We start from the raw sequence: 26169 nt of genomic DNA, 5'->3' as shown, positions 1-26169 counted from the left end.
TCACACAACCCCCCGCCCCCCGGGGTCGGCGGGGCCCACCCACCCGCCGCCCCCCCGCGCGGCCCCCCGTTTTAACTCACTTCCTTTTTTGCCCGCCCGCCCCCGGGGGCCCCCCCCCCCCGGGGCCGTACTCACGCACTCTTCTCGTAACGGTCAGAACAACCTGAGCTTGTCGTCGTCGATCCCGCGCAGCGCGTTGTAGTCGAGCACCACACACCCGATACCGCGGTCCGTTGCCAGCACCCGCGCCTGCGGTTTGATCTCCTGCGCCGCGAACACGCCCTTCACCGGCGCCAGATGCGGGTCCCGGTTCAGCAGCTCCAGATAGCGCGTGAGCTGTTCCACGCCGTCGATCTCACCGCGCCGCTTGATCTCCACCGCCACCGTCGCGCCGTCCGAGTCCCGGCACAGGATGTCCACCGGGCCGATGGCCGTGGGGTATTCGCGCCGGATCAGGCTGTAGCCCTTGCCCAGTGTCTCGATGCGGTCGGCGAGCAGCTCCTGCAAGTGGGCTTCCACACCGTCCTTGATGAGGCCGGGGTCCACACCGAGCTCGTGCGACGAGTCATGGAGGATTTCCTCCATCGTAATGATCAGTTTCTCGCCCGCTTTGTTCACGACGGTCCACACACTGTCGTCGCCCTCCTTCAGAGTGCAGGGAGGGGACATCCAGTTCAGTGGTTTGTACGCCCTGTCATCCGCATGGATGGAGACGCTGCCGTCTGCCTTGACCAGGATCAGACGGGGGGCGGAGGGCAGGTGGGCGGTGAGCCGGCCGGCGTAGTCCACGGAGCAGCGGGCGATGACAAGACGCATGGTCGGCAACGCTACTCGACGGAAGCAGTTGCGCGCGATTCGCCCCCGGAAGCCCCCTTCGTTATTTGGCCGGTTGTGTTCCCAATCTCCTGGTGCCCTCCGGTCAGCGCACTTACCGTGGAAGCAGGAGGTTGTCGGTCGTGCACTCTGCGTCGTCGTACGTCGTTCGTGCGACGCCGTCGACCGTTGTCCTCCTTCCCTGCCCGTAAGGCCCCGTTCACCGGGGCCGCGAGAGGAGAACCCATGTCGCTCGACGTCTCACCGGCGCTGTTGGAACAGGCCGAGCGAGGCGAGGTCGACGAAGCTGTCTTCGTCGACTGCGTCCGGACCTCCCTGCCCTTCGCATGGGAGATGATCAGTTCTCTGGTGGCTCAGCTGAAGGTGGACGGCGGCGACTTCGCCGACAACCAGACGCCCCCGCCGGACGAGCAGGCACGTGGTCAGCTGCTGCGCGCACTCGCGAGTGACGCTATTCGCGGTGCTCTGCAACGGCACTTCGGAGTGCGCCTGGCATTCCAGAACTGCCACCGCGTAGCGGTGTTCCCGCTGGACTCCTCGGTTGACGAGCGGCTCGCCCGCTTCACCTCCGTCCGGGCCCAGTTGCTCAACCAGTCGCCCGGACTCCGCGACTGCTGAAGTCTTTTGCTGCCGCTCCGCATTGCGGGAGGTGCTACTGGTGTCGGGGCGGCAGCACCTCCCGTACGGCTGACTCAGACCAGCAGGGACAGGACCTCTGTGCCCAGACGCCGCACATTCTCCTCGGTGGCCGCCAGATCGCCCGAGCCCTCGGCCAGCAGCGCGAAGCGCGTGATGCCGGTACGTTCGGAGGTGGCCGCGATCCGGTCCGCCGCGAGTCGTGGCGGACCCACCGGGTGCAGCCCGCACAGCAGTTCCGTGTATCCCACGGGGTCCCGCATCGCGCGGCGCCGGCCGTCGACGGTCACATGGGCGTCCAGCCCCTGTTTGAGCCAGCCGGGCATCGCCTTCACCAGAGTCTCCGTGGCCTCGGCCCGGCGGTCCGCGATCTGGGCCACTCCGGCCGACACGTGTCCGGCGTCCTCGACCTCCTCGGGAGAGCGGCCCGCGGCGAGCGCGTGCGTACGCCAGAGGGCGACCATCTCCGCCTTCTCCTCGTCGTCGCAGTGCATCCCGAGCAGCATCGGCAGCCCGCGCTCTGCGGCGAGCTGCACACTCTTCGGGGACGTACAGGCGACGATCACTTCGGGGCCCCCGGGCGGGCCGCCGATCAGCTCGTCCGGCCGGGGCACGACCGGGACTTCACGGAAGGTGAATCGTTCCCCGTTGGCGGCGACCCGGGGCTCGCGCAGCCAGCGCAGCAGCAGGTCCAGGGATTCGGGAAAGCCCTTCTCGTACGCGTCCAGGCCCGAGCCGAAGACCTCCAGATCGACCCAGGGCCCGCCTCTCCCCACCCCGAGGGAGAATCTCCCTCCGGTGGTGAGGTGCAGCAGTGCCGCCTGCTCGCCCAGCGCCACCGGATGGGCGCTCGGCAGCACGCTCACCGCAGTGCCGACCCGGATCCGCCGGGTGCGGCCGAGCAGCAGCGCGGCGAGTGTCACGGCCGAGGGGCACACGCCGTACGACACGAAATGGTGCTCGGCCAACCAGACGGAGTCCAGGCCGGACTCCTCCGCGACCTCGGCGGACCGCACGGCCCGGTGCAGTGCCTCCCCCTGCCCCTGGCCCGGGAATTGGGCCGCCAGTACAAACGTTCCCACGCGCATCGCCTTCTGCCTCCTTGCGGCCGACGCGTCACTCCCCCTACTGGCAACAACGTCTGACACGTGCCATAGGCACGGCCCATCGTGAAGTTGTTGCGATTTTCCGGTAACTGGCCCCTGTGGGTGCCACGGTCTCAGGCCGTACAGCGCGTGTACCCCGGACTGTGGACCGTAGGCTGGAAGAGGAACTGTCCGGACTTGCCCCATGAGGTGTCACGTGTCCCCGCGCCGCAACCGCCCCCGAGGCGGCGAGAAGCCGACCGAGCAAACCAGCGAGCCGGGCGAGAGGTACGGCGGCCTCGGGCGGAGCGAGTCCTGGCAGGGCGAGGAGTGGTTGGTGCGCCATGTGGCCGGTGCAAGTGCCGCGGGCAAGCGGTACCGCTGCCCCGGCTGCGACCAGGAGATCCCGTCCGGGATGCCGCATGTGGTCGCCTGGCCCGAGCACGGCGGTGTCGACGACCGGCGGCACTGGCACAAGGCGTGCTGGAACGCGAAGGACCGCCGCACCACGCGGGTGCAGCGGTCCCGTAACGCGCCGAAGTACTGAGGCCGTTACACGTCGCGTGTGCTGAGCGAGGCGTATGCGCCGGCCAGCGCGACTGCCGTCACGCCGAGCGCGATCCACAGCGGGTCCCAGCCGGCCGGGCCCGACTCGGTCACGGCGGTGTCGTAGAGCACGCCGATCTGATTGGGGATGGAGTACTCGAAGAGAGCCTGCTGCAGATCCCGCAGCGATTCCGAGAACATGAACATGGCCAGCACCAGCGGCAGCAGCACCACACCGATCATGATGGTGATCGCGCCCGCCGAGTGGCGGATCAGGGTGCCGACGGCGAGCGACAGCAGACCGAGCGTCGCGACATAGAGGCCGACGCCCACCGTGGCGCGGAACCACTCCTCGCCGGTGGACGAGCCCTGGTCCACGATCGCGATCTGCAGGGCGCCGACGAGCGCGGTGATCACCGTGGTGAGCGCGAAGACGAGCAGGAAGAAGACGATCGCCTTGGCGGTCAGCACCCGGGCCCGGCTCGGGCACGCGGTGAGCGTGGTCCTGATCATGCCGGTGCCGTACTCGGACGCGATGGTCAGCACGCCCAGCGTGATCACACAGATGCTGCCGAGCAGTACGCCGAAGAAGCCGAGCGAGAGGATCGACTGATCGCCCAGATCGGCGTCCGAGGCGGAGACGGCCACCGCCGAGAGCGCGCCGATGCCGACCATCAGCACGATCATGACGCCGAGCGTCCACATCGTGGAACGTACGGACCGGATCTTGGTCCACTCGGAGGCGAGCGCGTCGCCGAGGTTGGCGCTGCGTACCGGAATCGGCGAAGAGTACGCGGCGGCGGGTGCGCCCTGCTGCTGGTACGGGGTGGTCATCGGGGGTCCTCGGGCTTGGTCAGGTCGGCGGGCGCGGCAGCGGCCGGGGGCACGACGGGCGGAGCTGCAGGGGTTGCAGGCGCGGCAGGCGTGGCAGGGGCCACGGGGGCTCCGGCGTAAGGGTTCTGGCCGGGCTGGGGCGGCGGCGGGGCGTACCAGCCCTGCTGCGGCACCTCGGGAATCTGCTGCGGCGGGAAGTAGCCCATCGGCTGCTGCTGCATCAGCCCCGACTTCTGGTCCGCGGTCGAGCGGTAGTCGACAGCGCCCTGCGTCATCCGCATGTATGCCTCCTCCAGCGAGGCCTGGTGCGGCGACAGCTCCCACAGGCGTACGTCCGCGTTGTGCGCCAGATCGCTGATCTGCGGCAGCGGCAGCCCGGTGACCCGCAGCGCGCCGTCCGGCTCCGACATGACCTGCCCGCCGGCCTCGGTCAGTGCCGCGGACAGCTTCTCGCGCTGCTGCGGATCGGTTTGCGGCGTCCGCACCCGCGCGAAGTCCGCGGAGTTGTGCGAGATGAAGTCCTTGACGCTCATGTCCGCGAGCAGCTGCCCGCGGCCGATCACGATCAACTGGTCGGCGGTGAGCGCCATTTCGCTCATCAGGTGAGAGGAGACGAAGACGGTACGGCCCTCGGAGGCCAGCTGCTTCATCAGATTGCGGACCCAGAGGATGCCCTCCGGGTCCAGGCCGTTGACCGGCTCGTCGAAGAGCAGCACCTGCGGGTCGCCGAGCAGCGCGGCCGCGATGCCGAGCCGCTGGCCCATACCGAGCGAGAAGCCCTTGGAGCGCTTCTTCGCGACTTCCTGGAGACCGACGACACCGAGCACCTCGTCCACCCGGCGGGCCGGGATGCCGGAGAGCTGCGCCAGCGAGAGCAGGTGGTTGCGCGCGCTGCGGCCGCCGTGCACCGCCTTGGCGTCGAGGAGCGCACCGACCTGGCGGGGCGCGTTCGGCAGCTGTCGGAAGGTGCGGCCGCCGATGGTCACATGGCCTTCGGTCGGCTGGTCGAGCCCGAGGATCATGCGCATCGTGGTCGACTTGCCGGCGCCGTTGGGGCCGAGGAACCCGGTGACGGCGCCGGGCCGTACCTGGAAGGAAAGGTTGTACACGGCCGTCTTGGCGCCATAGCGCTTTGTCAGGCCGACTGCCTCGATCATTCTCCAGCCCCATCGACTTTCGGGTCGTCGGGGCCCAGGCCATCCGGCCGCACGCCCCCGTAAGAGTTAGGAGGATAACCATGCCTTGACGGTTCCGGCCAAGGCGTAACGCTATGGTGTCGGGTTTGCCTACGCGTCCCGCTTCTTGAGCACCAGATAACCGCCCAGCAGCGCTGCGACCACCCAGAGGACCATGATCCCCAGCCCGCCCCACGGCCCGTACGGAGCCGTGTCGCTGCCCATGGCGTCCGGCACCACCTGCATGATCTTGGAGCCGGCCTGGTCGGGGAAGTAGCGGGCGACCGTCTTCGCCTTCGGCGCGGACGCGAGGATCTGCGAGACCAGGAAGAAGAACGGCATCAGGATGCCGAGCGAGAGCATCGAGCTGCGCAGCATCGTCGCCACGCCCATCGAGAAGAGCGCGATCAAACCCATGTAGAGCCCGCCGCCGACGACCGCGCGCAGCACATGGTCCGCGCCGATGTCCGTACGGAGGTCGCCCAGCAGCGCCTGGCCCAGGAAGAAGGCGAGAAAGCTGGTGGCCAGGCCGACCACCAGCGCCAGCACCGTGGCCACCGTGATCTTGCTGAACATGAAGGTGGCGCGCTGTGGTACGGCGGCGAGCGAGGTACGGATCATGCCGGAGCTGTACTCCGTACCGACCACCAGAACCCCGAAGACCACCATCGCGAGCTGGCCCAGGATCATCCCGGAGAAGCTGACGAAGGTCGGGTCGAAGGTGATTTGCTCCTCCCGCGGCAGATCGTCGAACGTCGACTTCAGCAGCGCGCTGAGCGCGGCGCCCATCGCGACAGTGACGACGAGCGCGCTCACCAGTGTCCAGGTGGTCGAGGAGACCGTACGGATCTTGGTCCACTCGGACTGCAGAACGGCGGGTACCGAGGCCATGGGTCAGGCTCCCTTGCTGCTCTGGTAGCTCTGGCCCCACTGGAGACCCGGCTGCTGGACCGGCGGCGGCGCTCCCTCGTCCGTCGAGTGCGCGTGGTACTCGACCGAGCCCGCCGTCATCTGCATGAAGGCCTCCTCCAGCGAGGCGCGCTGGGAGCTCAGTTCATGCAGAACGAGCTGATGCCGGGCGGCCAGCTCACCGAGCTGCGCGGTGGTCGCGCCGTCGACCTCCAGCATGCCATTGCCCGACTCGACCGGAATGAACCCCGACTCGTGCAGCACATCGCGCAGCCTCTCCTGCTGCGGCGAACGCAGCCGCACGTAACTGCGGGAGTTCTTGTGAATGAAATCTGCCATTGATGTGTCGGCCAGAAGTCGCCCCTGCCCAATCACGATCAAGTGGTCGGCGGTCAGGGCCATTTCGCTCATCAGATGCGAGGAGACGAAGATCGTCCGCCCTTCCAGGGCAAGAGTCTTCATCAGATTGCGGATCCAGTGAATTCCTTCGGGGTCCAGACCATTGACAGGTTCGTCGAACATCAGGATCTCCGGATCGCCGAGCAGCGCAGAGGCGATTCCCAGCCGTTGGCTCATACCGAGCGAGAAGCCCTTGGACTTCTTCTTCGCCACCGGGGTCAGTCCGACGGTGTCCAGTACCTCGGCGACCCGCGAGGTGGGGATACGGTTCGACTGGGCGAGACAGAGAAGGTTGTTGTACGCGCTCCGCCCGCCGTGCATCGCCTTGGCGTCCAGCAGCGCGCCGATGTACTTCAGCGGCTCCTCGAGGTCGCGGTAGTGCTTGCCGTCGATCCGCACCGAGCCACTGGTCGGGTTGTCGAGATCGAGCATCATCCGCATCGTCGTCGACTTGCCCGCGCCGTTCGGGCCGAGGAAGCCTGTCACCACACCTGGCCTCACCCGGAACGACAGATGGTCGACCGCGGTGGTGCTGCCGAAGCGCTTGGTGAGGCCCTCGAGCTCAATCATGCGGCCACGCTAAAGGCGCGCAAAGCCCCCCGCCACCGGAGTGGCAGGGGGCTTGACGGGTCCTTCCGGCCTACGCGACGTACCCGATGAACGAGTGCGTACTCAGCGGGTCTGCTGGGCCGGGACGCCGCGGGAGATCGGCTCGTCGTCGGCGGGGGTGCCGGCGGCGGCCACGGCCGCACCGGTCAGCGTGGCCAGCATCTCGCGGACGTTGGTCAGCTGCGCGTTGATCGAGTCGCGGCGGTTGGTGAGCGCCGCCAGCTCGCGCTCCGATTCGCTGCGGATCCGGTCGGCCTTGGCGTTCGCGTCGGCCACGATGTCCTCGGCCTGGCGCTGCGCGGTCTCCACCGTCTGACGGGCCCGGCGCTCCGCGTCCGTACGCAGCTTCTCGGCCTCCAGGCGCAGCTGCTCGGCGCGGTGCTCGATCTCCGCCAGGCGCTTCTCCGCCTTCGCCTGACGCGAGGCCAGGTCGCGCTCCGACTGCTCGCGGCGCTTGGCGAGGTTCGTCTCGAAGTCCGCGGCGGCCTGGGCGGCCTTGGCGCGGGTCTCCTCGAAGAGAGCGTCCGCCTCCTCGCGCTTGGACTGCGCGTCCTTCTGCGCTTCGCTACGCAGCGTAGAGGCGTCGCTCTTCGCCTTCTCGACGATACGGACGCCCTCGTCCTCGGCCTTCGCCTTGCGCTCCGAGGCGAACGACTCGGCGTCGTTGCGCACCTGCTGGGCGGCGGACTCGGCGAGCTCACGGTGCTGCTCGGCCGCGCGACGGGCCTCCTCGCGCAGGTCCTTCGCCTCCTCCTCGGCGAGACGGAGGATCTTCTCGACGCGCGCACCGAGACCGGCGTACGACGGCTCTGCGTCGCTGACCTGGGCCTGGGCGTTCTGCGTCTCGAGGTGGAGCTCCTCGATGCGCTTTTCCAGAGAGGTGATTCGGGCCAGAGCACTGTCACGGTCGGCGACGAGTTTGGTAATGCGGTCGTCCACCTGACCGCGGTCGTAACCACGCCGCACGAGCTCGAAGCCGAAGGGGGAGGATGTGTCGCTCATGGGGTTCCTGTCGAATGAGACCGGTGAGGTGATAGGGGGAATCCTAGGGGCCGAAGCGGCGTGTCATCGAGCGGATGCCCGTTTGATCTGGAGAATGTCCAGCCTTTTGAGTGGCTAGGTCTCGGATGACTTGCCACTCGAACGTGTAACCCCTGCTGTCGCGCCCGCTTTGACGCCATTCTCCTTGTTGCCCCCGGATGGCGCTTCGAACGACTCCAATGCTTCGAGTACATCCTGGACACGGGAAATCTCCGCCTGAATGTCCTCGCGGCGGCGCACCAGCACATCGAGCTCCCGCTTGCCCTCCGTAACTGTCTGTTCGGCCTCGGCCTCGGACTCCGCCTTGAGCCGCTCGGCCTCCCGGAACACCTCGGCCTTCTTCTGCTCGGCCTCCTTGAGGAGCCCCTCCGCCTTCCGCACCGCGGCGATCCGGACCTTGCTCGCCTCCGAATTGGCCTCGGACACCAGCTCCTTGGCCTTCGCCTCGGCCTCGGCCTGCTGCTCGGTCGCGGCCTTCACCAGCTTGTCGACGCGCTCGCCGGCCGACTTCAGCTGCTCCGCGGTCTCCCGGCGGGCGCGCTCGTGCAGCTCCTCGATCTCGGCCTCGACCCGGGCCCGCAGCTCCTCGCCCCGTTCCCTTATGGCGGTGGCGTCCCGGCGCGCGCCGACCAGCAGCTCGTCGGCGTCCGTACGGGCCTTCTCCACCCGGGAGTTGCCGTCGACGGTCGCCTCGGCGATCACCCGCTCGGCCTCCTTGCGGGCAGCGCCCACCATCGTGTCGGCCTGCGCCTCGGCCTCGGTGGCCGCGCGCAGCGCCTCCTCCTGGGCCTTGTTGATGAGCTGGTCGGCCTGCTCTGCGGCGTCGGCACGGCGCTTGGCCCCGGCTTCGCGCGCCTCGTCCACCGTCCGGTCCGCCTCCGCCCTGGCCTCCGTACGCATCAGCTCGGCCGCCGCCTCGGCGTCCGCCTTGATCTTCCGGGCCTCGGACTTGATGCGTTCGGCGGCCTGCTGGGCGGAGCCCACCGTCTCGGCGGCCTCGGCGCGCAGCCGCTCCGCCTCACCGCTCGCCTCGGAGATCAGCTGGTCGGCCTGGGCGGCCGCGTCACCGCGGCGCTTGTCGGCGGCCTGACGCGCCTCGTCCAGGATCTGCTCGCCGTCGGCACGGATCCCGGCGTGCAGCCGCTCCGCCTCGGCCTCGGCCTGCACCTTGATCTGCTCGGCATCGGCGCGCAGCCGGGCCGCGGCCGCCTCGGCGCCGGACAGCGTCTCCGCCGCCTCGGTGCGCAGCAGCTCGCTCTCGCTCGTCGCCTCGCTGATGAGCCGGTCGGCCTGGGCGGCGGCGTCGGAGCGGATGCGGTTGGCGTCCTCGCGGGCCTCGCCGCGGGCGCGCGAGGCGTCCTGCTCGGCGGAGGCGAGAGCGTCCGTCGCCTCGGTACGCACCCGCTGCGCGTACTCGGCGGTGTCGGCGCGCAGCCGGTCGGACTCGGTGATGGCTTCCCCGACGGTCCGCTCCGCGAGCGCGTTGGCGGCCTCGGTCTCCTCCTGGGCCCTGGCCCGCAGCCTGGCCGCGTCCTCGGCGGCCCGCTCGCGCTCGGCGTACGCGTCGGCGCGGACCCGGTCCGCCTCCTCCTGCGCCTCGGTCCTGGTGCGGTCCGCGGCGTGCTCGGCGGCCGAGCGCAGCCCGGCGATCTCCTGCTCGGCCTGGTCATGGAGGCCGTTGACGGAGTCCCGAACCTGCTGGGCGGTCTGCTCGGCGGCGGACACCATCTCGGTGGCGCGCCGGTCGGCCTCCTCGACCAGCCGATGCGCCTCGGTCTGCGCCTCCTCGACCCGCTTGCGGGCCGAGGCCAGCAGCTCCTCGCTCTGCTCGCGGGCCCGGTCGCGCTCCTGGTTCGCCTCGCTGCGCGCCGAGTCGAGGATCTCCTCGGCCTCCCGGCGGCGGCGGTTGGCCTCCTCCTGGGCGGCGGCGAGCGCCTCGGCTGCCTCGACGCCCACCCGCTCGGCGGCGGCGGCGGCCTCCGCCCGCAGCCGGTCGGCGCTCTCCTGCGCCTCGGTCTTGAGCCGCTCCGCCTCGGTGGCGGCATCGGTGCGCAGCCGTACCGCGACGTTCTCGGCCTCGGCGCGGGTGGCCGATGCGTCGGCGGCGGCGTCGTTGCGCAGCCGCTCGGCCTCCTGCTCCGCCTGCGCCTGGAGCGTACGGATCCGCTCGGCGGCCTCGGCACGCAGCCGCTCGGTCTCCTCAGCGGCCTCGCGGCGGATCCGCTCGCCCTCGCCGCGGGAGTCGGTCAGGCCCTGCTCGGCGGTGGCGAGACGCGACTCGGCCTCGGTGTGCAGCCGGGTCAGCTCGTCCGCGGCCTCGGCCTGCCGGGCCGCGATGGCACGCTCGGTCTCCGCGCGCAGATCGGCGGCCGCCTGCTCGGCCGCGGACTTGACGCCCTCGGTCTGTTCCTCGGCCTCGGCGCGCAGCCGCTCGGCCTCGGCGCGGGTGCGCTCCAGGGTCTCCTCGGCCTGCTTGCGCAGCGTGGTGGCGCGCTCGATCGCTTCCGTACGGACACGCTGGCTGTCGGTGGTCGCCGCGGTGCGCATTTCGTCGGCGTCGGTCCGCGCCTTGGTCAGCAGCTCCTCGGCGGTGCTCGCCGCCTCCTCGATCTGCTGCACGGCCTCGCGGCGGGCCTCGCCGCGGATCCGCTCGCCCTCGGCGACCGCCTCGGAGCGCAGCTGCTCGGCCTCGCCGCGCAGCCTGCGCGCCTCCTCCTGCAGTTCGACGGTCTTGGCGCGGTACTCCTTGGTGTCGTCCTTGGCCGCACCCTTGAGCTGGTCGGCCTGCTCGGCGGCCTCGCCGCGCAGCCGGTCCGCCTCCGCCTCGGCCTCGCGGCGGATCCGCTCGGCCTCCTCGCCCGCCTTGCGGGTGGTCTGCCGGGCGTCCTCGGAGGCCTTGGTCAGCACCTCCTCGGCGCTACGGGCAGCCCTGGCGAGCTGCGCGGCGGAGTCCTCGGCCGCGACCGTACGAGCCTTCTCGCCCGCCTCGGCGACCAGCTTCTCCGCCTCGGCGCGGCCGTCCGCGAGCGCCTGCTCGGCCTCCGCCTTGAGCGCCTCCGACTCCTTGGTGGCCTCGCCGACCAGCCGCGCGATCTCCGCCTTGGCGGTACGGGTGCGCTGCTCGTTGATGGACTCGGCGGACGCCAGCTGCTTGGCCGCCGACTCCTTGGCCTCGGCCAGGACCTTCTCGGACTCCGCGCGGGCCTCGCGCAGCTTCTCCTCCGCCTCCTGGATCCGCTGCTCGGCGGCGCGGCTCAGTTCGGCGGCCTGCTGACGGGCCTGGTCGGACTCGGCGGAGGTGGAGGAGCGCAGCTGCTCGGCGTGGGAGGTGGCCTCCTGCGCCTGGTTCGATGCGGCGTTCAGCAGTCGTTCGGCGTCCTTGCGGGCGCGCAGCAGGATCGTCTCGGCCTCGGCGCGGGCGTTCTCCGCCTCGGAACCGAGCCGCTGGCGAGCCTCCTCGGCGACCCGGGTGGCCTCGGCACGGGCCGCGGCCAGGGACTTCTCGGCCTCGGCGCGGGACTCGTCGAGAAGCCGGCGGGCCTGCGCCTCGGTGCGGGCGCGCAGCTGCTCGGCCCAGGCGACGTTCTCGTTGACGTGCGCCTCGACGGTCTGCCGGCGCTCGGCCAGCTCCTGGTCCAGGCGCTGGCGGCGCTGGTTCGCCTCGGAGTGCAGTTCGGCCTGGAGACGTGCCTGGTGCTCGGCGTGCTCCTGGAGGATGCGCTGCGTCTGCGCGCGGGCGTCCCGCAATTCGCGCTCGGCGTCCGAGCGCAGCTGGTCGGCCTGAATCTGGGCATTACGGAGCAATTGCTCGGCCTGATAGCCGATGTCGGCGCTGTCATAGGCAGGACGAGACGCGAGGTTGCGGCGCGCCTCATGGAGCTTGGCGCGCAATACCTCGACCTGGTAGCCGAGGTCCTCGGCGTGCTGGACGGCCTTCTCCCGCTCGGTCTTCAGCCGGTCCATCTCGGCTTCGAACCGCGAGAGGTGGTCGTCGTCAGCTCGGTGGCTCTCCTGGCGTTCGTAGCCCCGCACTGCGCGGTCCCATCCGTCCCCTGGTCGCAACTGTCTCCGTACGAGCACCGTTCGCCGGCGAACGGCCCCCCGGGGAATGGTGACAGATCAACGGAGGGGACGCGGCGCGGCCCCGACCCGGCCCCGGCCCGGAACCGCCCACTCTACCGGGCCGGGAATCCGGAGGTCAGTGCTCCGTTGCAGAGGTGACGAGTTCGGTGAGAACGCCGTGGCAGTCCTTGGGGTGGAGAAAAGTAATACGGGAGCCCATGGAGCCGATACGCGGCTCGTCGTAGAGAACGCGTACGCCCTTGTCCCGGATGGACTGCGCGTCCGCGTCCACATCGGCGGTGCCGAAGGCGATGTGGTGGACGCCCTCACCATTCTTGGCCAGCCACTTTCCGACGGCCGAGTCCTCGCGGGTCGGCTCCAGGAGCTGGAGGTACGAGGCGCCGCCGTCGGACGTCTCATTGATCTTGAGCATGGCTTCCCGTACGCCCTGCTCCTCGTTGACCTCGGAGTGGAAGACCTCGAAGCCGTACGTGGCCCTGTAGAACTCCACAGTCTTGTCGAGGTCGAAACAGGCGATCCCGATGTGGTCGATTCGCGTCAGCATGGGTCCAGTGCAGCGCCCCGGACGGTGGTTACGCAACGTGCGCGCGATCACACCGGCTGCCCGGTGACCGGGGACCGTACCGCTCAGTACATTGAAGTAAACCCTCGTTCACTCCTCATCCAAGGGGCCGTGCCTCATGTCTGGAACGTCCGGTACCACTTCAGTGATTGTCGCGGGCGCCCGTACGCCCATGGGTCGGCTGCTCGGCTCGCTCAAGTCCTTCTCCGGCGCCGATCTCGGCGGCTTCGCCATCAAGGCGGCGCTGGACCGGGCCGGTATCGGCGGTGATCAGGTGCAGTACGTGATCATGGGCCAGGTGCTGCAGGCCGGCGCGGGTCAGATCCCGGCCCGCCAGGCCGCGGTCAAGGGCGGCATCCCGATGAGCGTCCCCGCGCTCACCGTCAACAAGGTCTGTCTCTCCGGGCTCGACGCCATCGCACTGGCCGACCAGCTGATCCGCGCCGGTGAGTTCGACGTGATCGTCGCCGGCGGCCAGGAGTCCATGACCAACGCGCCGCACCTGCTGCCGAAGTCGCGCGAGGGCTACAAGTACGGCGCGATCGAGATGCTCGACTCGATGGCGTACGACGGTCTGACCGACTCCTTCGAGAACGTCGCGATGGGCGAGTCGACGGAGAAGCACAACACCCGGCTCGGCATCGCCCGCCGGCCGCAGGACGAGATCGCGGCGCTGTCGCACCAGCGGGCCGCGGCCGCGCAGAAGAACGGCATCTTCGAGGCGGAGATCACGCCCGTCGAGATCCCGCAGCGCAAGGGCGAGCCGGTGGTCTTCGCCAAGGACGAGGGCATCCGCGCGGAGACGACGGTGGAGTCGCTCGGCAAGCTGCGCCCCGCGTTCGCCAAGGACGGCACGATCACCGCGGGTACGTCCTCGCAGATCTCCGACGGCGCCGCGGCGGTCGTGGTGATGAGCAAGGCCAAGGCCGAGGAGCTGGGCCTGGAGTGGATCGCGGAGATCGGCGCGCACGGGAACGTGGCCGGCCCCGACAACTCCCTCCAGTCGCAGCCGTCCAACGCCATCCAGCACGCGCTGACCAAGGAGGGCCTCGGCGTCGAGGACCTCGACCTCATCGAGATCAACGAGGCCTTCGCCGCAGTTGCCGTGCAGTCAATGAAGGACCTCGGGGTGTCCCCGGAAAAGGTGAACGTCAACGGCGGCGCGATCGCCCTTGGCCACCCGATCGGCATGTCCGGCGCGCGGGTGGTCCTGCACCTGGCGCTGGAGCTCAAGCGCCGTGGCGGCGGTGTCGGTGCGGCCGCGCTGTGCGGAGGTGGCGGGCAGGGCGACGCGCTGATCGTGCGCGTCCCGGGCAAGTAACCCTCGTACGTAACCGATCGAACGGAGCGGCAATGGTGGACGTCCCCGAGCTGGTGGCCCAGGCACGGGAAGGCCGGCCGAGGGCTGTCGCCCGGCTGATCTCGCTGGTGGAGGGGGCGTCACCGCAGCTGCGCGAGGTGATGGCGGCGCTCGCTCCACTGGCGGGCGGGGCATACGTCGTCGGTCTGACCGGTTCGCCGGGTGTCGGCAAGTCGACGTCCACGTCGGCGCTGGTGTCCGCGTACCGGCGGGCCGGGAAGCGGGTCGGCGTCCTCGCCGTCGACCCGTCCTCGCCCTTCTCGGGCGGGGCACTGCTCGGCGACCGGGTCCGGATGTCGGAACACGCATCCGACCCGGGCGTCTACATCCGCTCGATGGCCACGCGCGGGCACCTCGGCGGTCTGGCCTGGGCCGCCCCGCAGGCGATCCGGGTACTGGACGCGGCCGGCTGCGACGTGATCCTGGTCGAGACCGTGGGCGTGGGGCAGTCCGAGGTGGAGATCGCCTCGCAGGCGGACACGTCGGTGGTGCTGTTGGCGCCCGGTATGGGCGACGGTATCCAGGCGGCGAAGGCGGGCATCCTCGAGATCGGCGATGTGTACGTCGTCAACAAGGCGGACCGGGACGGCGCGGACGCGACGGCGCGCGAGCTGAACCACATGCTCGGACTGGGCGAGGCGCGCGGCCCCGGCGACTGGCGGCCGCCGATCGTGAAGACGGTCGCCGCGCGGGGCGAGGGCATCGACGAGGTCGTCGAGGCGCTGGAGAAGCACCGCGCGTGGATGGAGGAGCACGGCGTCCTCGCCGAACGCCGCGCCCGCCGTGCGGCCGGCGAAGTGGAGACCATCGCGGTGACGGCGCTGCGGGAACGGATCCAAGACCTGCACGGCGACCGTCGCCTCGGCGCGCTGGCGGAACGGATCGTGGCGGGCGAGCTGGACCCGTACCGCGCGGCGGACGAACTGGTGGCGGGCATCACGGAGGGCTGACGGCCATCGAGCGGCGGCGGGCGGTGGGCTGTTTTTCGAGCTTGCCACCCGCCGCACAGGACAGGCCCGGGTCCTAAGGACCTACGGCTTGCCGCGTCGGCCGCGCAGATTCTCGGCGACCGGCGAGAGTGACTCGCGTAGATCCGCGAGCGCCTCCGACGAGAGCATGTCGATGAAGTGCTTGCGTACGGACGCGACATGGTGCGGCGCGACCTTCTGCATCGTTTCCGTGCCCTGGTCGGTCAGGACCGCGTACAGTCCGCGCCGGTCCGACTCGCAGTTCTCCCGGCGGACCAGCCCCGCGTTCTCCATGCGGGTGATCTGGTGCGAGAGGCGGCTCTTGGACTGGAGCGTGGCCGCGGCGAGGTCGCTCATTCTCATCCGCCGGTCCGCCGACTCGGAGAGGTTGACCAGGATCTCGTAGTCGTTGTTGGTCAGGCCGAACGGCTGGAGGTCCTTCTCCATCTGGTACGTCAGCAGTCGGTTGACGTCCAGATAGGTGCGCCAGGCGCACTGCTCGTCGTCGGTAAGCCAGCGGGTGGCCGTCTCGGTCTCCATATATGGATTCTACCTAAGAAGTTGAAAGACGGACGAAAACGGGGAGTGTGACGCACGGCACCCGGCGCGCGACAAGAGTCGCGAACAAGGGTGCAGGCGTTCGACGTCACACTCCGCAGACTACCGTTCACAGGCCGAAGCGACGCTGGAGGTCCCCCAGCTGGCCGGGAAGGCGCGGTGCAGCCCCGTGTTGGCCAGGGGCTCCGGCCGCGCCGTGGCCCCCCGGAACCCCGGCCTCCGGCGGGACCGCGCCGGTCGCCTGTTCGGCCATCAGTGCCTCCGTCGACTGCAGAAGCACCGTGCCGGCTCCGACGAACTCGAACTGGTGCTCCTCGCCCGAGGCTCCACCGATCCCGGTCAGTGCCCGCATCCCGCCCATCACGCCCGTCATATAGCCGTGGTCGTAGTGGTGGCAGGGCGACGGACAGTCGGCCCAGCCCACCAGCGCCTGCGGGTCCACCCTGATCGGCGGCTCCATGAAGACCACGGGGCCGTTGGACGCGGCCACGAACTTCCCCGTACCGATCAGCGTCAGAAAGCCCGGCACGATCGACTGCTTCAGCGCCAGCGTCGGCTGATACGCCAGCAGATTGCCGGAGCGGATCGTGAGATTGCCGTCGTCCAGATCGTAGGAGTTGACGTCGAAGGAGCGGTCGGCGAGCAGCATCTTGCCGCTGCCTTCCGCCACCACCCAGTCGCTCGCGTGCAGCGGCGAGTGGAAGGAGGTCCGCAGCAGCCGGTCGAGCCGGCCGTGGCCGATGCCGTTGAAGTCGATGCGCCCGTAGTAGGCGATCATCTTCCCCTTCTGCAGGAACCACTGGCTGGATTTGAGCTCCACGCAGAAGGTGTACGCATTGACGTTGTCGTCGCTCGGCAGCGTCATCGGGTCGAAGATCACGGGCGTGCTCACAGTTTCTCCTCCGACGCCTGGACGTACACCGCACCGCTGCCGCTGAGCTCCAGCTGGAAGGCCTCGCCCGAGCCGCGCCCCACCATGTCGCGCCAGCCCAGCGCGGTGGAGAGCTTGTTGCGTACGTCGCCGTGGTGCGCGACATACGCCTGCGGGTCCACATGGACCGCCCGCCCCGGAGCGATCGGCAGCTCGATCACCCCGCCGTGTGCCATCACCGCGACCGCGCCGTGGCCCTTGAGTGTCGTGGTGAACAGGCCCTGGCCCGTCACCTGGCCGCGCACCATCCCCATGACCCCGCCCTGCGAGCCCATGAACATCGTGCCCTGCTGCAGCGTCCCGTCGAAGGCGAGCAGCCGGTCCGCCTCGACGTACAGGGTGTCGCCGGTCAGCTGGATCACCTGGATGTGATGGCCGCCGTGGCCGAACATCACCGTGCCGGATGGGGTCTCCCCAGGGCCGCCAGGCCCGAGGGGAACTTCGACCGTCATCAGCGGCGTCGCCTCATTGGCCACCCGCCGCCCGAGCATCGACGCCAGGCCGCCCTGGCCGCCCTGGATGTTGGGCGTGAACGAAACCTCGCCCTTGTACGCGAGCATCGCGCCGCGCTGACTGAACATCTTCTGGCCGGGGGCGATCGTCGCCTCGACCATCTTGGAGTTGATCTCGCGGAACGGCATCAGACGTCGCCCCCGATGGTGTTGCGCTCGCTGGGCTGTACGTAGACGAGTCCGTCGCCCTCGAAGCGGATCTGGAAGGCCTCGCCGCCGCCTTCGCCCAGGACGGTCCGGAAGGTCACGCCGGACTGGAAGTCCTGCCGCAGATTGCCCTGGTGCGCGATGTAGGCGCCGGGGTCGACGGAGAGCGGGTACTGGGGTGTCACCCGCAGCACCACGGCCGAACCGTCGGACATGATCGCCGCCTGGCCGGTGCCCTCGACGGTCGTGGTGAACAGGCCGTTGCCGCTCGCCCCGCCGCGCAGTCCGGTGAAGGTCGTCCCGGTGCGCAGCCCGGCGTCGGTGCAGAGCAGATTGCTCGCCTCGACATAGAGCTTGTCGCCGTGCAGGTTCACCAGGTTGATCTCGGACGCCCGGTCGGCGAAGTAGCAGGTGCCCTGCCCCTTCACCTCCATCATGGTCATCTGCTCGCCGGTCAGGCGGCGGGTGACCATCCCACGGATGCCCTCACCGCCGCCGGACATCTTTTTGAACGCCATCTGGCCGTCGTAGGCGACCATCGAGCCGTTCTTCGCTTTGACGGCGTCGCCGGTCATATCGACGGCGAGCACCTTGCTGCCTTGGAGTCGGAACATTGCCACGGAGCGACGTTAGCCGCCGGTGCGCTGCGCGAACAGGTCCTTTGGGAGGATCCGGACCCTGATATGGACCCGGATGCCGTGTTTTCCCGGGGGCACCCCGGACCCCGACGCTGTGTTTTACCCGGGGCACCGCCCGCAGGGGGGCACCCCGGACCCCGGGTTGGCGAAGATGGCTGCCACAATGGGGAAGCGCTTGTGAGCGCGTTCACAAGATCAACGACCCCCTCCCAGAAGGTGCCTCCGTGGACATCAAGACCGCCTCGTCCCTCCACCGCCTCCGTCTGGTCTCCGCGCCGGAGGCCGTCTCCTTCCTCCTGCTGCTGGTCTGCTCGGTGCTCAAGCGCACAACGGAGTTCAACGCGGTTCCGGTGATGGGCGCGATCCACGGCGTGCTCTTCATCCTGTACGTGATCTTCTGGCTGGACGCCTGGAACCGCACCAAGTGGCACGCGAAGACCGCGGCCTTCTACTTCGTGCTCTCCGTACTCCCCTTCGGCGGCTTCTTCGCCGAGCGCAAGCTCAAGCGCGCGGCCGAGGACGAGGTCATCGCCTCCCGCGCCCGCCGCGAGAGTGCGGTGGAGGCATGATCGTCGCCTTCTCCGTCACCCCATTGGGCGTAGGCGAGGATGTCGGTGAGTATGTCGCCGACGCCGTCCGGGTCGTCCGCGAATCCGGCCTGCCCAACCGCACCGACGCGATGTTCACGTCGATCGAGGGTGACTGGGACGAGGTGATGGACGTCGTCAAGCGTGCCGTCGCCGCGGTCGAGGCCCGCGCGCCGCGCGTCTCCGTCGTCCTCAAGGCCGATATCCGACCCGGCGTCACCGACGGTCTCCACTCCAAGGTCGAGACCGTCGAACGGCACCTCTCCGTCTGAAACCGCTCGGATCCAGGAACCGCTCCCCGGTACCGCCCGCCCGGACGCCTTCATGGCGCCCCGGGGTGTGACACCGCGAGCGCGATGCCCAACGGCGTTCGCTCGTACAGCACCTGGTGGCCGTAGCGGTGGGCGGTCAGCAGCCCCGCGTCGCGCAGCACCGACAGATGCGCCGATACGGAGGACGGCGCGAGGCCGAGGAGATGCGCGAGCGCGGTCGTCCCGGCGGGTTCGTCGAGCGCGAGGAACACGGCGGCGCGCTTGGCGCCGAGCAGGCGGGCCAGCGCCTGGGGCGCAGATCCCGCGGGCTGTGCCCACAGCGCGCCGATACCGCGTGCGGGGTAGGCGACGGTCGGCTGCCAGGGCGGTTCGAATCCGGTCACGACGTCGGGCCAGCAGAAGACGCTGGGCAGCAGCATGAGGCCCTGGCCGCCGAGGTCGCGTACATGGTCACCGGGCGTGGCCAGGGTCAGAGTGCTGTCGGCCCAGCGCAGCCTGGGGTGGAGATCGGCGAACAGCCCCTCGAGGCCGGTCTCCGCCAACCGCCGCGAATGGAACGCCACATCGGCCTCGAGAAGAGCGCGCAGCCGCGGCCAGTCCGGCTCGACGAGTGCGTGCCAGGCGCACTCCATGGCGTCGGCGAGCTGCTGGACGGCCCGCTCGGGATCGGCGACGAGGGCCCGCCCCTGCGGTGAGTCCGATGCCCCCCGGGTGCAGGAGAGCGCCCACGCCATGTCGTGCCGCGCGGCCTCGGGATTCGCGCGGCGTACGGCGGCGATCTCCTCCTCGAAGGAGGCGGCGGGCCCGATGGGCGGCGGCCCGAGAAAGTCCGGGCTGTGCCCGCGCTGCGGCATCAGCAGCCACAGGGCGGTGAGATCGAGCCTGTCGGCGGCCTGGCGTATCCGGCGCAGCCAGGGCAGGTGATAGCCGTGCCGGTCGGGGCGCTTGAGGATGCGTACGGCGCTCTGAGTCTCCCAGAGGGGCGAGACGGCGAACCGGATCCGCAGCAGATCGGCTTCGCCGAAGTGCATGGAGGACGGCATGATCACCCCGGAAGATTCGGCTGCTGCCGAAAGTCTAGGCCCGGCCGGGAGGGCGTCGGCAGGCTGTCGGCCATGCCGAAAGAGAACCTCACGGAGGACCCGCCGCTGCCGCCCCCCGAGGGCGGCCCCCGCACCGGAGCCGCCGGGCCGGAGGCCGGCGTGCCCGGCGCAGTCGTCTCCGCCCCGCCCGAGCCGGGGGTACCCGGACCGGGTGGCGCTGCCGCGCCGGATGGCGAGGGCTTCGCCCTGCCGGAAGCGGTCGCGCCCCGCACCAGTCCCGCGAAGGCCGAGCGCCCCGCCCGCGACGGGAGTTCGCGGCACCCGAGCGCCGACGCCGGCCCCGGCTATCGGGCCGTGTTCCAGGTGCGCGAGTTCCGCGCCGTATTCGTCGCACACCTCATGTCGCTCCTCGGCGTCGTCGTCAGCGAGATCGCGCTCACCGTCCTCGTCTACCGGCTCACCGCGTCGCCCCTGCTCAGCTCCCTCACCTTCGCGCTCGGGTTTCTGCCCTACCTCGTCGGCGGGACTCTGCTCGCCGGGGTCGCCGACAAGTACCCGGCCCGGCGGGTGCTCGTCGTGTGCGATCTCCTCTGTGCCGCGTGCGCCGCCGCCATGGTGCTGCCCGTGACGCCCGTCGCCGCGCTGCTCGTACTGCGCTGCTTCATCGCTGCGATCTCACCCGTCTTCAACGGCACCCGCACGGCGACCCTCGCCGACATCCTCGGCGACGGAGACCTCTTCGTTCTGGGCCGCTCGTTGCTGCGCATCGTGTCGCAGAGCGCCGTGCTCACCGGGTTCGGGCTCGGCGGGCTGCTGTTGGCAGTGGTGCCCCCGCGCGGCGCTCTCACCGTCACCGTGTGCACGTTCCTGGGCTCGGCGCTGCTCCTCCGCTTCGGTACGACGAGGCGCCCGGCCAGAGGTGGCGACAGCGGCGCCCTGCTGCGGTCCTCGCTCTCCGGCGCGCGGCAGATCTTCGCCGACCGCCGGCTCCGTGTGCTGATGCTGCTCTTCTGGGTGCCGCCGATGTTCAGCGTCGCGCCGGAGGTTCTCGCCACCCCGTACGCGGACGAGATCGGCATCGGCCCGGCCGGCCTCGGGCTGCTCATGTGCGCGCTGCCGGTCGGCACGATCGCCGGTGAGCTGTACGCCGGCTCCGTGCTCGGCCCCGCCACCCGCGCCCGTATCGCCCTGCCGCTCGCCGCCGCCACCCTGCTGCCATTCCTCGCCTACGTCCTCACACCCGGTCTCGGCTGGGCGCTGCTCGTGCTCGTGGCCGCCGGCGCCGGCTCCGCCTACACCCTGGGAGTCGACCGATGGTTCATCGAGGCTGTCCCCGAGGAACTGCGCGGCCGGGCCATGACCCTGCTCACCGCCGGACTGATGACGATCCAGGGCGTCGGCATGGCGCTTGCCGGGTTCGCGGCGGAGTTCTTCTCCGTGAGTGCGGTGGTCGCCGGGGCCGGGGCCGTCGGAACCCTCAGCTGTCTGCTGCTGGTCGCCGAGGCCAAGAGGACCGAAGTGCGAGACGGGGCTGACCGCCATATGACCAGTCGGTAGGGTCGGTGCCGTGCCCAAGCCGCTCAGTCTCCCCTTCGATCCCATCGCCCGAGCCGACGAGCTCTGGCAGCAGCGATGGGGTCCCGTGCCCTCGATGGGCGCGATCACCTCGATCATGCGCGCGCACCAGATCCTGCTCGCCGAGGTCGACGCCGTCGTCAAGCCGTACGGACTGACCTTCGCGCGGTACGAGGCGCTGGTGCTGCTCACCTTCTCCAAGGCCGGTGAGCTGCCGATGTCCAAGATCGGCGAGCGGCTGATGGTCCACCCGACCTCGGTGACGAACACCGTGGACCGGCTGGTGAGGTCCGGTCTCGTCGACAAGCGGCCCAATCCGAACGACGGGCGCGGCACGCTCGCCTCCATCACCGAGAAGGGCCGGGAGGTCGTGGAGGCGGCCACTCGCGAGCTGATGGAGATGGACTTCGGGCTCGGCGCGTACGACGCGGAGGAGTGCGGGGAGATCTTCGCGATGCTCAGGCCCTTGCGGGTGGCGGCGCGGGATTTCGACGAGAAGTAACCCACACGACCCGGGCGAAGATCGGCCTTTGCGCCCGGTTACGCTCGTAGCCATGAAACAAAGCGTGCTGTCCCGTTACCGGGTGATGGCGTACGTCACCGCCGTATGGCTGCTGGTCTTCACCGCGGCGATCATCGCGAAGTACGGGTTCGAGGTCGGCGACACCATGCTGATCTCGCAGATCCACGGTGTGCTGTTCATCATCTACGTGATCTTCGCCTTCGATCTCGGCTCCAAGGCGAAGTGGCCGTTCGGCAAGCTGCTCTGGGTGCTGGCCGCCGGCTGCATCCCCGTGGCCTCCTTCTTCGTCGAGCCGAAGATCACCCGCGAGATCCGGCCGCTGACCGTGGACGGCAGCGCGGCGACCGCCAAGGCGTAACAGATACGGCCGCGAGCAAGGCTCGTGGCCGTCTGCCATCGACATTTACTAGGACGTCCTAGTAAATTCAGAGTATGGACGCTGACGCCATCGAGGAAGGCCGCCGACGCTGGCAGGCCCGTTACGACAAGGCCCGCAAGCGGGACGCGGACTTCACCACGCTCTCCGGTGACCCGGTCGAGCCCGTCTACGGGCCCCGGCCCGGGGACACCTACGACGGCTTCGAGCGGATCGGCTGGCCCGGGGAGTACCCTTTCACCCGCGGGCTCTACCCGACCGGCTACCGCGGCCGTACCTGGACCATTCGCCAGTTCGCCGGCTTCGGCAATGCCGAGCAGACCAACGAGCGCTACAAAATGATCCTGGCCAACGGCGGCGGCGGGCTCTCCGTCGCCTTCGACATGCCGACGCTCATGGGCCGCGACTCCGACGACCCGCGCTCGCTCGGCGAGGTCGGTCACTGCGGCGTCGCCATCGACTCCGCCGCCGACATGGAGGTCCTCTTCCAGGACATCCCGCTCGGTGATGTGACGACCTCGATGACCATCAGCGGGCCGGCCGTCCCGGTCTTCTGCATGTATCTCGTCGCCGCCGAGCGCCAGGGCATCGACCCGGCGGTGCTCAACGGCACACTGCAGACCGACATCTTCAAGGAGTACATCGCGCAGAAGGAGTGGCTCTTCCAGCCCGAGCCGCATCTGCGCCTGATCGGCGACCTGATGGAGCACTGCGCGCAGGGCATCCCCGCGTACAAGCCGCTGTCGGTCTCCGGTTACCACATCCGCGAGGCCGGAGCGACGGCCGCGCAGGAGCTCGCGTACACGCTCGCCGACGGCTTCGGCTATGTCGAGCTGGGCCTGAGCCGCGGCCTGGACGTGGACACCTTCGCGCCCGGCCTCTCCTTCTTCTTCGACGCGCACCTCGACTTCTTCGAGGAGATCGCCAAGTTCCGGGCAGCTCGCAGGATCTGGGCGCGCTGGATGAAGGAGGAGTACGGCGCACAGACCGACAAGGCGCAGTGGCTCCGCTTCCACACCCAGACCGCGGGTGTCTCGCTCACCGCGCAGCAGCCGTACAACAACGTCGTACGCACCGCGGTCGAGGCGCTCTCCGCCGTCCTCGGCGGCACCAACTCCCTGCACACCAACGCCCTGGACGAGACCCTCGCCCTGCCGAGCGCGCAGGCCGCGGAGATCGCGCTGCGTACCCAGCAGGTGCTGATGGAGGAGACCGGCGTCGCCAATGTCGCCGACCCGCTCGGCGGCTCCTGGTACGTCGAGCAGCTCACCGACCGTATCGAGGCCGACGCCGAGAAGATCTTCGACCAGATCAAGGAACGCGGCCGGCGCGCACACGCGGACGGCAAGCACCCCATCGGCCCGATCACCTCCGGCATTCTGCGCGGTATCGAGGACGGCTGGTTCACCGGCGAGATCGCCGAGTCCGCCTTCCGCTACCAGCAGTCCCTGGAGAAGGGCGACAAGCGGGTCGTGGGCGTCAACGTCCACCACGGCTCGGTCACCGGCGACTTGGAGATCCTGCGGGTCAGCCATGAGGTCGAGCGCGAGCAGGTACGGGTCCTGGCGGACCGTAAGGCCGGCCGCGACGACGCCCGCGTACGGTCCTCGCTGGACGCGATGCTGACCGCCGCGCGGGACGGCTCCAACATGATCGCGCCGATGCTGGACGCGGTCCGTGCGGAGGCGACGCTGGGCGAGATCTGCGATGCGCTGCGGGACGAGTGGGGCACGTACACGGAGCCGCCGGGCTTCTGACCCGGTAGGCCCTTCGGGCCTGTCCTCAATCGCCGGACGGGCTGTAATGCAGCCCCTCCGGCGTTTGAGGAGCGGGGCTTGGGGCGGAGCCCCAACTGGAGCCTCGCCGGCGATTGAGGCGCGGGGCCCGGGGCGGAGCCGCAGTTACCCGGGGAAGGTCAGCCGGAACCGCGCCCCGCCCCCCTGCGCCGCCTCCGCCGTCAGCTCCGCGCCGTGCGCACGCGCGATCTGGCGAGCCATCGCCAGGCCCAGTCCCGAGCCGGGCAGCGCGCGGGCGGTCTCCGCGCGGTAGAACCGGTCGAAGACGTACGGAAGGTCCTCGGGCGCGATCCCGGGGCCGTGATCCCGCACCGTCAACTCCCTTGAGGTGAGGGCGACTTCGACGGGGTCGCCCGGCGGGCTGAACTTGGCCGCGTTGTCCAGCAGATTCGTCAGCAGGCGCGACAGCCGCGAGGGCACGCCGGGCAGCGCAAAACCCGCCGCCGCGTCGTCGACGTACAGCGTGAAGACGATCCGCGGCCAGTGGGCGCGGGCCATCTCGACCGCGTGCTCGGTGAGGGCGGCGACGCGGACCGTTTCGAGGAGCGGCTGAGGCTCCTCGTCCCTGGCGAGTTCGATCAAGTCGTTGACCAGGCCGGTGACTTCGCGCAGTTGGCGCGTGAGGGCGGTGGACGCGCGGGTGCGCTGCGCCTCGGTGAGGCGGTCGGCGCGGGCGAGCAGTTCCGCGTTGGTGCGCAGCGCCGTCAGCGGCGTACGGAGCTCATGTGAGGCGTCGGCGACCAGCCGGCGCTGCGCGGTGACCGACTGCTCCAGCTCGCCGAGCATCGTGTTGAACGAGCCGGCCAGCCGGGTCACCTCGTCCTCCCGGTCCGGGGGACCCGCAGGGAGTTCGATGCGGTGACGCGGATCGCGGGTCGCCGCGATGCGCTCGGCGGTGGCGGTGAGCCGGGCCACGGGGGCAAGGCCGGTACGCGACACCCAGTACCCCAGCAGGCCCGCGAGCAGCACGCCCGCGGCGCCCGCGCCCGCGAGCAGCCAGGCAGCCTGGCGTACGCCCCTCTCGACCGTGTCCGCGCGGAGCGCGACCTGAAGTGCCTCGCCCCGGCCGAAGTTGGTCGTCAGCATCCGCATCGGATGCCCGAAGAGGGTGACGTTGGTGAAGTACGGGTCGCGTTCCCCGGCGGCGACCTCCCGCACGGGCGTGCTGACCGGGAGGAGATAGGGCTTCGCGGGGTCTTTCGCCGGAGCCGCGGGGACGATCTGCGCGCAGGCCGGTGCCGACAGAAAGCGGCACTCGCCCGCCACCGTCCCGGGGCCCTCGTCGCGGTTCTGCTGGGTGACCAGCGTCGCCGACTGCGTCAGACTCAGATCGAGCTGGTGGTACAGCTCGTAACGGATCACGAAGAACGCGGCCGCGCAGATGCCCACCGCGACCAGCGCGACGGCCGCGGACGCGGCGAGCGCCAGCCGCGTACGCAGCGGCCGGTGCCTGCGCCAGCGAGCGCCCAGCCTGCGCCGCGCGCTCATCACACATCCAGCCGGTAGCCGATGCTGTGGACCGTATGGACCAGACGCGGCTCACCGCCCGCCTCCAGCTTGCGGCGCAGGTAACCGACGTACACGGCAAGGGAGTTGGAGTCGGGACCGAAGTCCTGTCCCCACACCAGCTCCAGGATCAGCTCACGGGGCAGCACCTGCCCGGGATGGCGCAGCAGCAGTTCGAGCAGGGTGAACTCGGTACGGCTGAACTCCAGTGACCGGCCGCCCCGGCTGCCCGTGCGGGTGTCGGGATCCACGGTCAGATCGGCGAAGGACAGCGCGCCGGACTCCTCGGGCAGGGGAGCGGCGCGACGCAGCAACGCCCGTACGCGTGCAGTCAGTTCGTCCAGCGCGAAAGGCTTCACCAGATAGTCGTCGGCACCCGCGTCCAGGCCGTCGACACGCTCGCTGACCGAGTCCAGCGCGGTCAGTACGAGCACCGGCGTACGGTCCTCCATCGCCCGCAGCCGACGGCAGAAGGCGAGCCCGTCGAGCACCGGCATCATCACATCGAGCACGATCGCGTCCGGCTGCCACGACGCCACGGCGGAGAGCGCCGCGAGACCGTCGCCCGCGCCGCGCACCTCGTAGCCCTCGACCGTCAGCCCGTCCTCCACCGCGGCGCGCACTTCCGGCTCGTCGTCGACAACCAGGATCTTCTTCATGGGCA

26 protein-coding genes are annotated in these 26169 nt (G+C 70.0%); 10 read left to right on the top strand and 16 right to left on the bottom strand.

Annotated elements, in window-relative coordinates; all coding sequences use genetic code 11:
• Nucleotides 1-153: 153 nt before the first annotated feature.
• The gene (gene nucS, locus ACFWDI_RS20200; protein ID WP_327326122.1) at nt 154-816 is read right to left on the bottom strand and encodes an endonuclease NucS; all 663 of its coding nucleotides are present in this window, start codon (nt 814-816) and stop codon (nt 154-156) included.
• A 243-nt stretch (nt 817-1059) separates the two neighbouring features.
• Here nucS and ACFWDI_RS20195 point away from each other — a divergent pair, with 243 nt between their 5' ends.
• Entirely contained in the window at nt 1060-1452 is a 393-nt protein-coding gene (locus ACFWDI_RS20195; protein ID WP_327326123.1) for an SCO5389 family protein, read from the top strand.
• A gap of 74 nt (nt 1453-1526) precedes the next feature.
• Here the strand turns inward: ACFWDI_RS20195 and ACFWDI_RS20190 are convergent, their stop codons facing one another.
• Complete coding sequence (locus tag ACFWDI_RS20190) at nt 1527-2558, bottom strand: LLM class flavin-dependent oxidoreductase (protein ID WP_385305686.1); 1032 nt, start codon at nt 2556-2558, stop codon at nt 1527-1529.
• A 214-nt stretch (nt 2559-2772) separates the two neighbouring features.
• Between ACFWDI_RS20190 and ACFWDI_RS20185 the strand changes: the two genes are divergently transcribed.
• Entirely contained in the window at nt 2773-3102 is a 330-nt protein-coding gene (locus ACFWDI_RS20185; protein ID WP_385305684.1) for an ATP/GTP-binding protein, read from the top strand.
• A 5-nt stretch (nt 3103-3107) separates the two neighbouring features.
• Here ACFWDI_RS20185 and ACFWDI_RS20180 read toward each other — a convergent pair whose 3' ends face one another.
• The 7 genes from ACFWDI_RS20180 to mce form a co-directional block, all read right to left on the bottom strand.
• Nucleotides 3108-3935: an ABC transporter permease subunit gene (locus tag ACFWDI_RS20180; protein WP_385305683.1), complete on the bottom strand. Its 828-nt coding sequence runs from the start codon at nt 3933-3935 to the stop codon at nt 3108-3110.
• Nucleotides 3932-5092 (bottom strand): ABC transporter ATP-binding protein, encoded by a 1161-nt coding sequence (locus tag ACFWDI_RS20175; protein WP_385305681.1) that lies wholly within the window; start codon nt 5090-5092, stop codon nt 3932-3934. Before ACFWDI_RS20175 ends, ACFWDI_RS20180 begins: the two co-directional genes overlap by 4 nt.
• Before the next feature lie 129 nt (nt 5093-5221).
• Entirely contained in the window at nt 5222-6001 is a 780-nt protein-coding gene (locus ACFWDI_RS20170; protein WP_385305680.1) for an ABC transporter permease, read from the bottom strand.
• Between the two features lie 3 nt (nt 6002-6004).
• A complete protein-coding gene (locus tag ACFWDI_RS20165; RefSeq protein ID WP_385305677.1) occupies nt 6005-6988 on the bottom strand; it encodes an ABC transporter ATP-binding protein in 984 nt (327 codons plus the stop codon).
• A 102-nt stretch (nt 6989-7090) separates the two neighbouring features.
• Entirely contained in the window at nt 7091-8029 is a 939-nt protein-coding gene (locus tag ACFWDI_RS20160) for a cellulose-binding protein (protein WP_385305676.1), read from the bottom strand.
• 114 nt (nt 8030-8143) lie between these two features.
• Complete coding sequence (scy, locus tag ACFWDI_RS20155) at nt 8144-12100, bottom strand: polarized growth protein Scy (protein WP_385305674.1); 3957 nt, start codon at nt 12098-12100, stop codon at nt 8144-8146.
• A gap of 166 nt (nt 12101-12266) precedes the next feature.
• Entirely contained in the window at nt 12267-12695 is a 429-nt protein-coding gene (gene mce, locus ACFWDI_RS20150; protein ID WP_327326132.1) for a methylmalonyl-CoA epimerase, read from the bottom strand.
• A gap of 136 nt (nt 12696-12831) precedes the next feature.
• Between mce and ACFWDI_RS20145 the strand changes: the two genes are divergently transcribed.
• Both ACFWDI_RS20145 and meaB read left to right on the top strand, forming a co-directional pair.
• The gene (locus ACFWDI_RS20145) at nt 12832-14034 is read left to right on the top strand and encodes an acetyl-CoA C-acetyltransferase (RefSeq protein WP_385305672.1); all 1203 of its coding nucleotides are present in this window, start codon (nt 12832-12834) and stop codon (nt 14032-14034) included.
• A 32-nt stretch (nt 14035-14066) separates the two neighbouring features.
• The gene (meaB, locus tag ACFWDI_RS20140) at nt 14067-15023 is read left to right on the top strand and encodes a methylmalonyl Co-A mutase-associated GTPase MeaB (RefSeq protein WP_327326134.1); all 957 of its coding nucleotides are present in this window, start codon (nt 14067-14069) and stop codon (nt 15021-15023) included.
• 81 nt (nt 15024-15104) lie between these two features.
• Here the strand turns inward: meaB and ACFWDI_RS20135 are convergent, their stop codons facing one another.
• The 4 genes from ACFWDI_RS20135 to ACFWDI_RS20120 all read right to left on the bottom strand — a co-directional run bounded on the left by ACFWDI_RS20135 (nt 15105) and on the right by ACFWDI_RS20120 (nt 17803).
• Nucleotides 15105-15581: a MarR family winged helix-turn-helix transcriptional regulator gene (locus ACFWDI_RS20135; protein ID WP_385305670.1), complete on the bottom strand. Its 477-nt coding sequence runs from the start codon at nt 15579-15581 to the stop codon at nt 15105-15107.
• A gap of 127 nt (nt 15582-15708) precedes the next feature.
• Nucleotides 15709-16491, bottom strand: coding sequence for an AIM24 family protein (locus ACFWDI_RS20130; RefSeq protein WP_362680123.1), 783 nt, complete (start codon nt 16489-16491; stop codon nt 15709-15711).
• Nucleotides 16488-17171 carry an AIM24 family protein gene (locus tag ACFWDI_RS20125; RefSeq protein ID WP_385305668.1) on the bottom strand — a complete coding sequence of 228 codons (684 nt, stop codon included), beginning with the start codon at nt 17169-17171 and terminating at the stop codon, nt 16488-16490. The genes ACFWDI_RS20130 and ACFWDI_RS20125 overlap by 4 nt, the downstream gene beginning before the upstream one ends.
• Nucleotides 17171-17803, bottom strand: a complete 633-nt coding sequence (locus ACFWDI_RS20120; RefSeq protein ID WP_327328500.1) for an AIM24 family protein — start codon at nt 17801-17803, stop codon at nt 17171-17173. Before ACFWDI_RS20120 ends, ACFWDI_RS20125 begins: the two co-directional genes overlap by 1 nt.
• Nucleotides 17804-18051: 248 nt before the next feature.
• Between ACFWDI_RS20120 and ACFWDI_RS20115 the strand changes: the two genes are divergently transcribed.
• Together ACFWDI_RS20115 and ACFWDI_RS20110 are read left to right on the top strand one after the other, a co-directional pair.
• Nucleotides 18052-18396, top strand: a complete 345-nt coding sequence (locus ACFWDI_RS20115) for a DUF3817 domain-containing protein (RefSeq protein ID WP_327326138.1) — start codon at nt 18052-18054, stop codon at nt 18394-18396.
• Nucleotides 18393-18686 carry an MTH1187 family thiamine-binding protein gene (locus ACFWDI_RS20110; RefSeq protein ID WP_327326139.1) on the top strand — a complete coding sequence of 98 codons (294 nt, stop codon included), beginning with the start codon at nt 18393-18395 and terminating at the stop codon, nt 18684-18686. The genes ACFWDI_RS20115 and ACFWDI_RS20110 overlap by 4 nt, the downstream gene beginning before the upstream one ends.
• Nucleotides 18687-18736: 50 nt before the next feature.
• On the opposite strand, the gene ACFWDI_RS20105 is transcribed toward ACFWDI_RS20110, so the two are convergent.
• Complete coding sequence (locus tag ACFWDI_RS20105) at nt 18737-19729, bottom strand: DUF5937 family protein (RefSeq protein WP_385305840.1); 993 nt, start codon at nt 19727-19729, stop codon at nt 18737-18739.
• A 72-nt stretch (nt 19730-19801) separates the two neighbouring features.
• Here ACFWDI_RS20105 and ACFWDI_RS20100 point away from each other — a divergent pair, with 72 nt between their 5' ends.
• The 4 genes from ACFWDI_RS20100 to ACFWDI_RS20085 all read left to right on the top strand — a co-directional run bounded on the left by ACFWDI_RS20100 (nt 19802) and on the right by ACFWDI_RS20085 (nt 23960).
• Nucleotides 19802-21286: an MFS transporter gene (locus ACFWDI_RS20100; RefSeq protein WP_385305667.1), complete on the top strand. Its 1485-nt coding sequence runs from the start codon at nt 19802-19804 to the stop codon at nt 21284-21286.
• Nucleotides 21287-21296: 10 nt separating this feature from the next.
• Nucleotides 21297-21806 (top strand): MarR family winged helix-turn-helix transcriptional regulator, encoded by a 510-nt coding sequence (locus ACFWDI_RS20095; RefSeq protein WP_385305665.1) that lies wholly within the window; start codon nt 21297-21299, stop codon nt 21804-21806.
• A 52-nt stretch (nt 21807-21858) separates the two neighbouring features.
• Nucleotides 21859-22185, top strand: coding sequence for a DUF3817 domain-containing protein (locus tag ACFWDI_RS20090; protein WP_362680141.1), 327 nt, complete (start codon nt 21859-21861; stop codon nt 22183-22185).
• A gap of 74 nt (nt 22186-22259) precedes the next feature.
• Nucleotides 22260-23960 (top strand): methylmalonyl-CoA mutase family protein, encoded by a 1701-nt coding sequence (locus ACFWDI_RS20085; protein ID WP_327326143.1) that lies wholly within the window; start codon nt 22260-22262, stop codon nt 23958-23960.
• Nucleotides 23961-24104: 144 nt separating this feature from the next.
• Here ACFWDI_RS20085 and ACFWDI_RS20080 read toward each other — a convergent pair whose 3' ends face one another.
• Nucleotides 24105-25487, bottom strand: a complete 1383-nt coding sequence (locus tag ACFWDI_RS20080; RefSeq protein ID WP_385305662.1) for a sensor histidine kinase — start codon at nt 25485-25487, stop codon at nt 24105-24107.
• Nucleotides 25487-26164: a response regulator transcription factor gene (locus tag ACFWDI_RS20075; RefSeq protein ID WP_385305660.1), complete on the bottom strand. Its 678-nt coding sequence runs from the start codon at nt 26162-26164 to the stop codon at nt 25487-25489. The genes ACFWDI_RS20080 and ACFWDI_RS20075 overlap by 1 nt, the downstream gene beginning before the upstream one ends.
• Nucleotides 26165-26169: the final 5 nt, after the last annotated feature.

Origin of the sequence: Streptomyces sp. NPDC060064 (assembly GCF_042736455.1) — a bacterium.
Taxonomy (GTDB): Bacteria; Actinomycetota; Actinomycetes; order Streptomycetales; family Streptomycetaceae; genus Streptomyces.
Note: the sequence above shows the minus strand (reverse complement) of the source record. Positions and strands in the feature narration are given on the sequence as shown.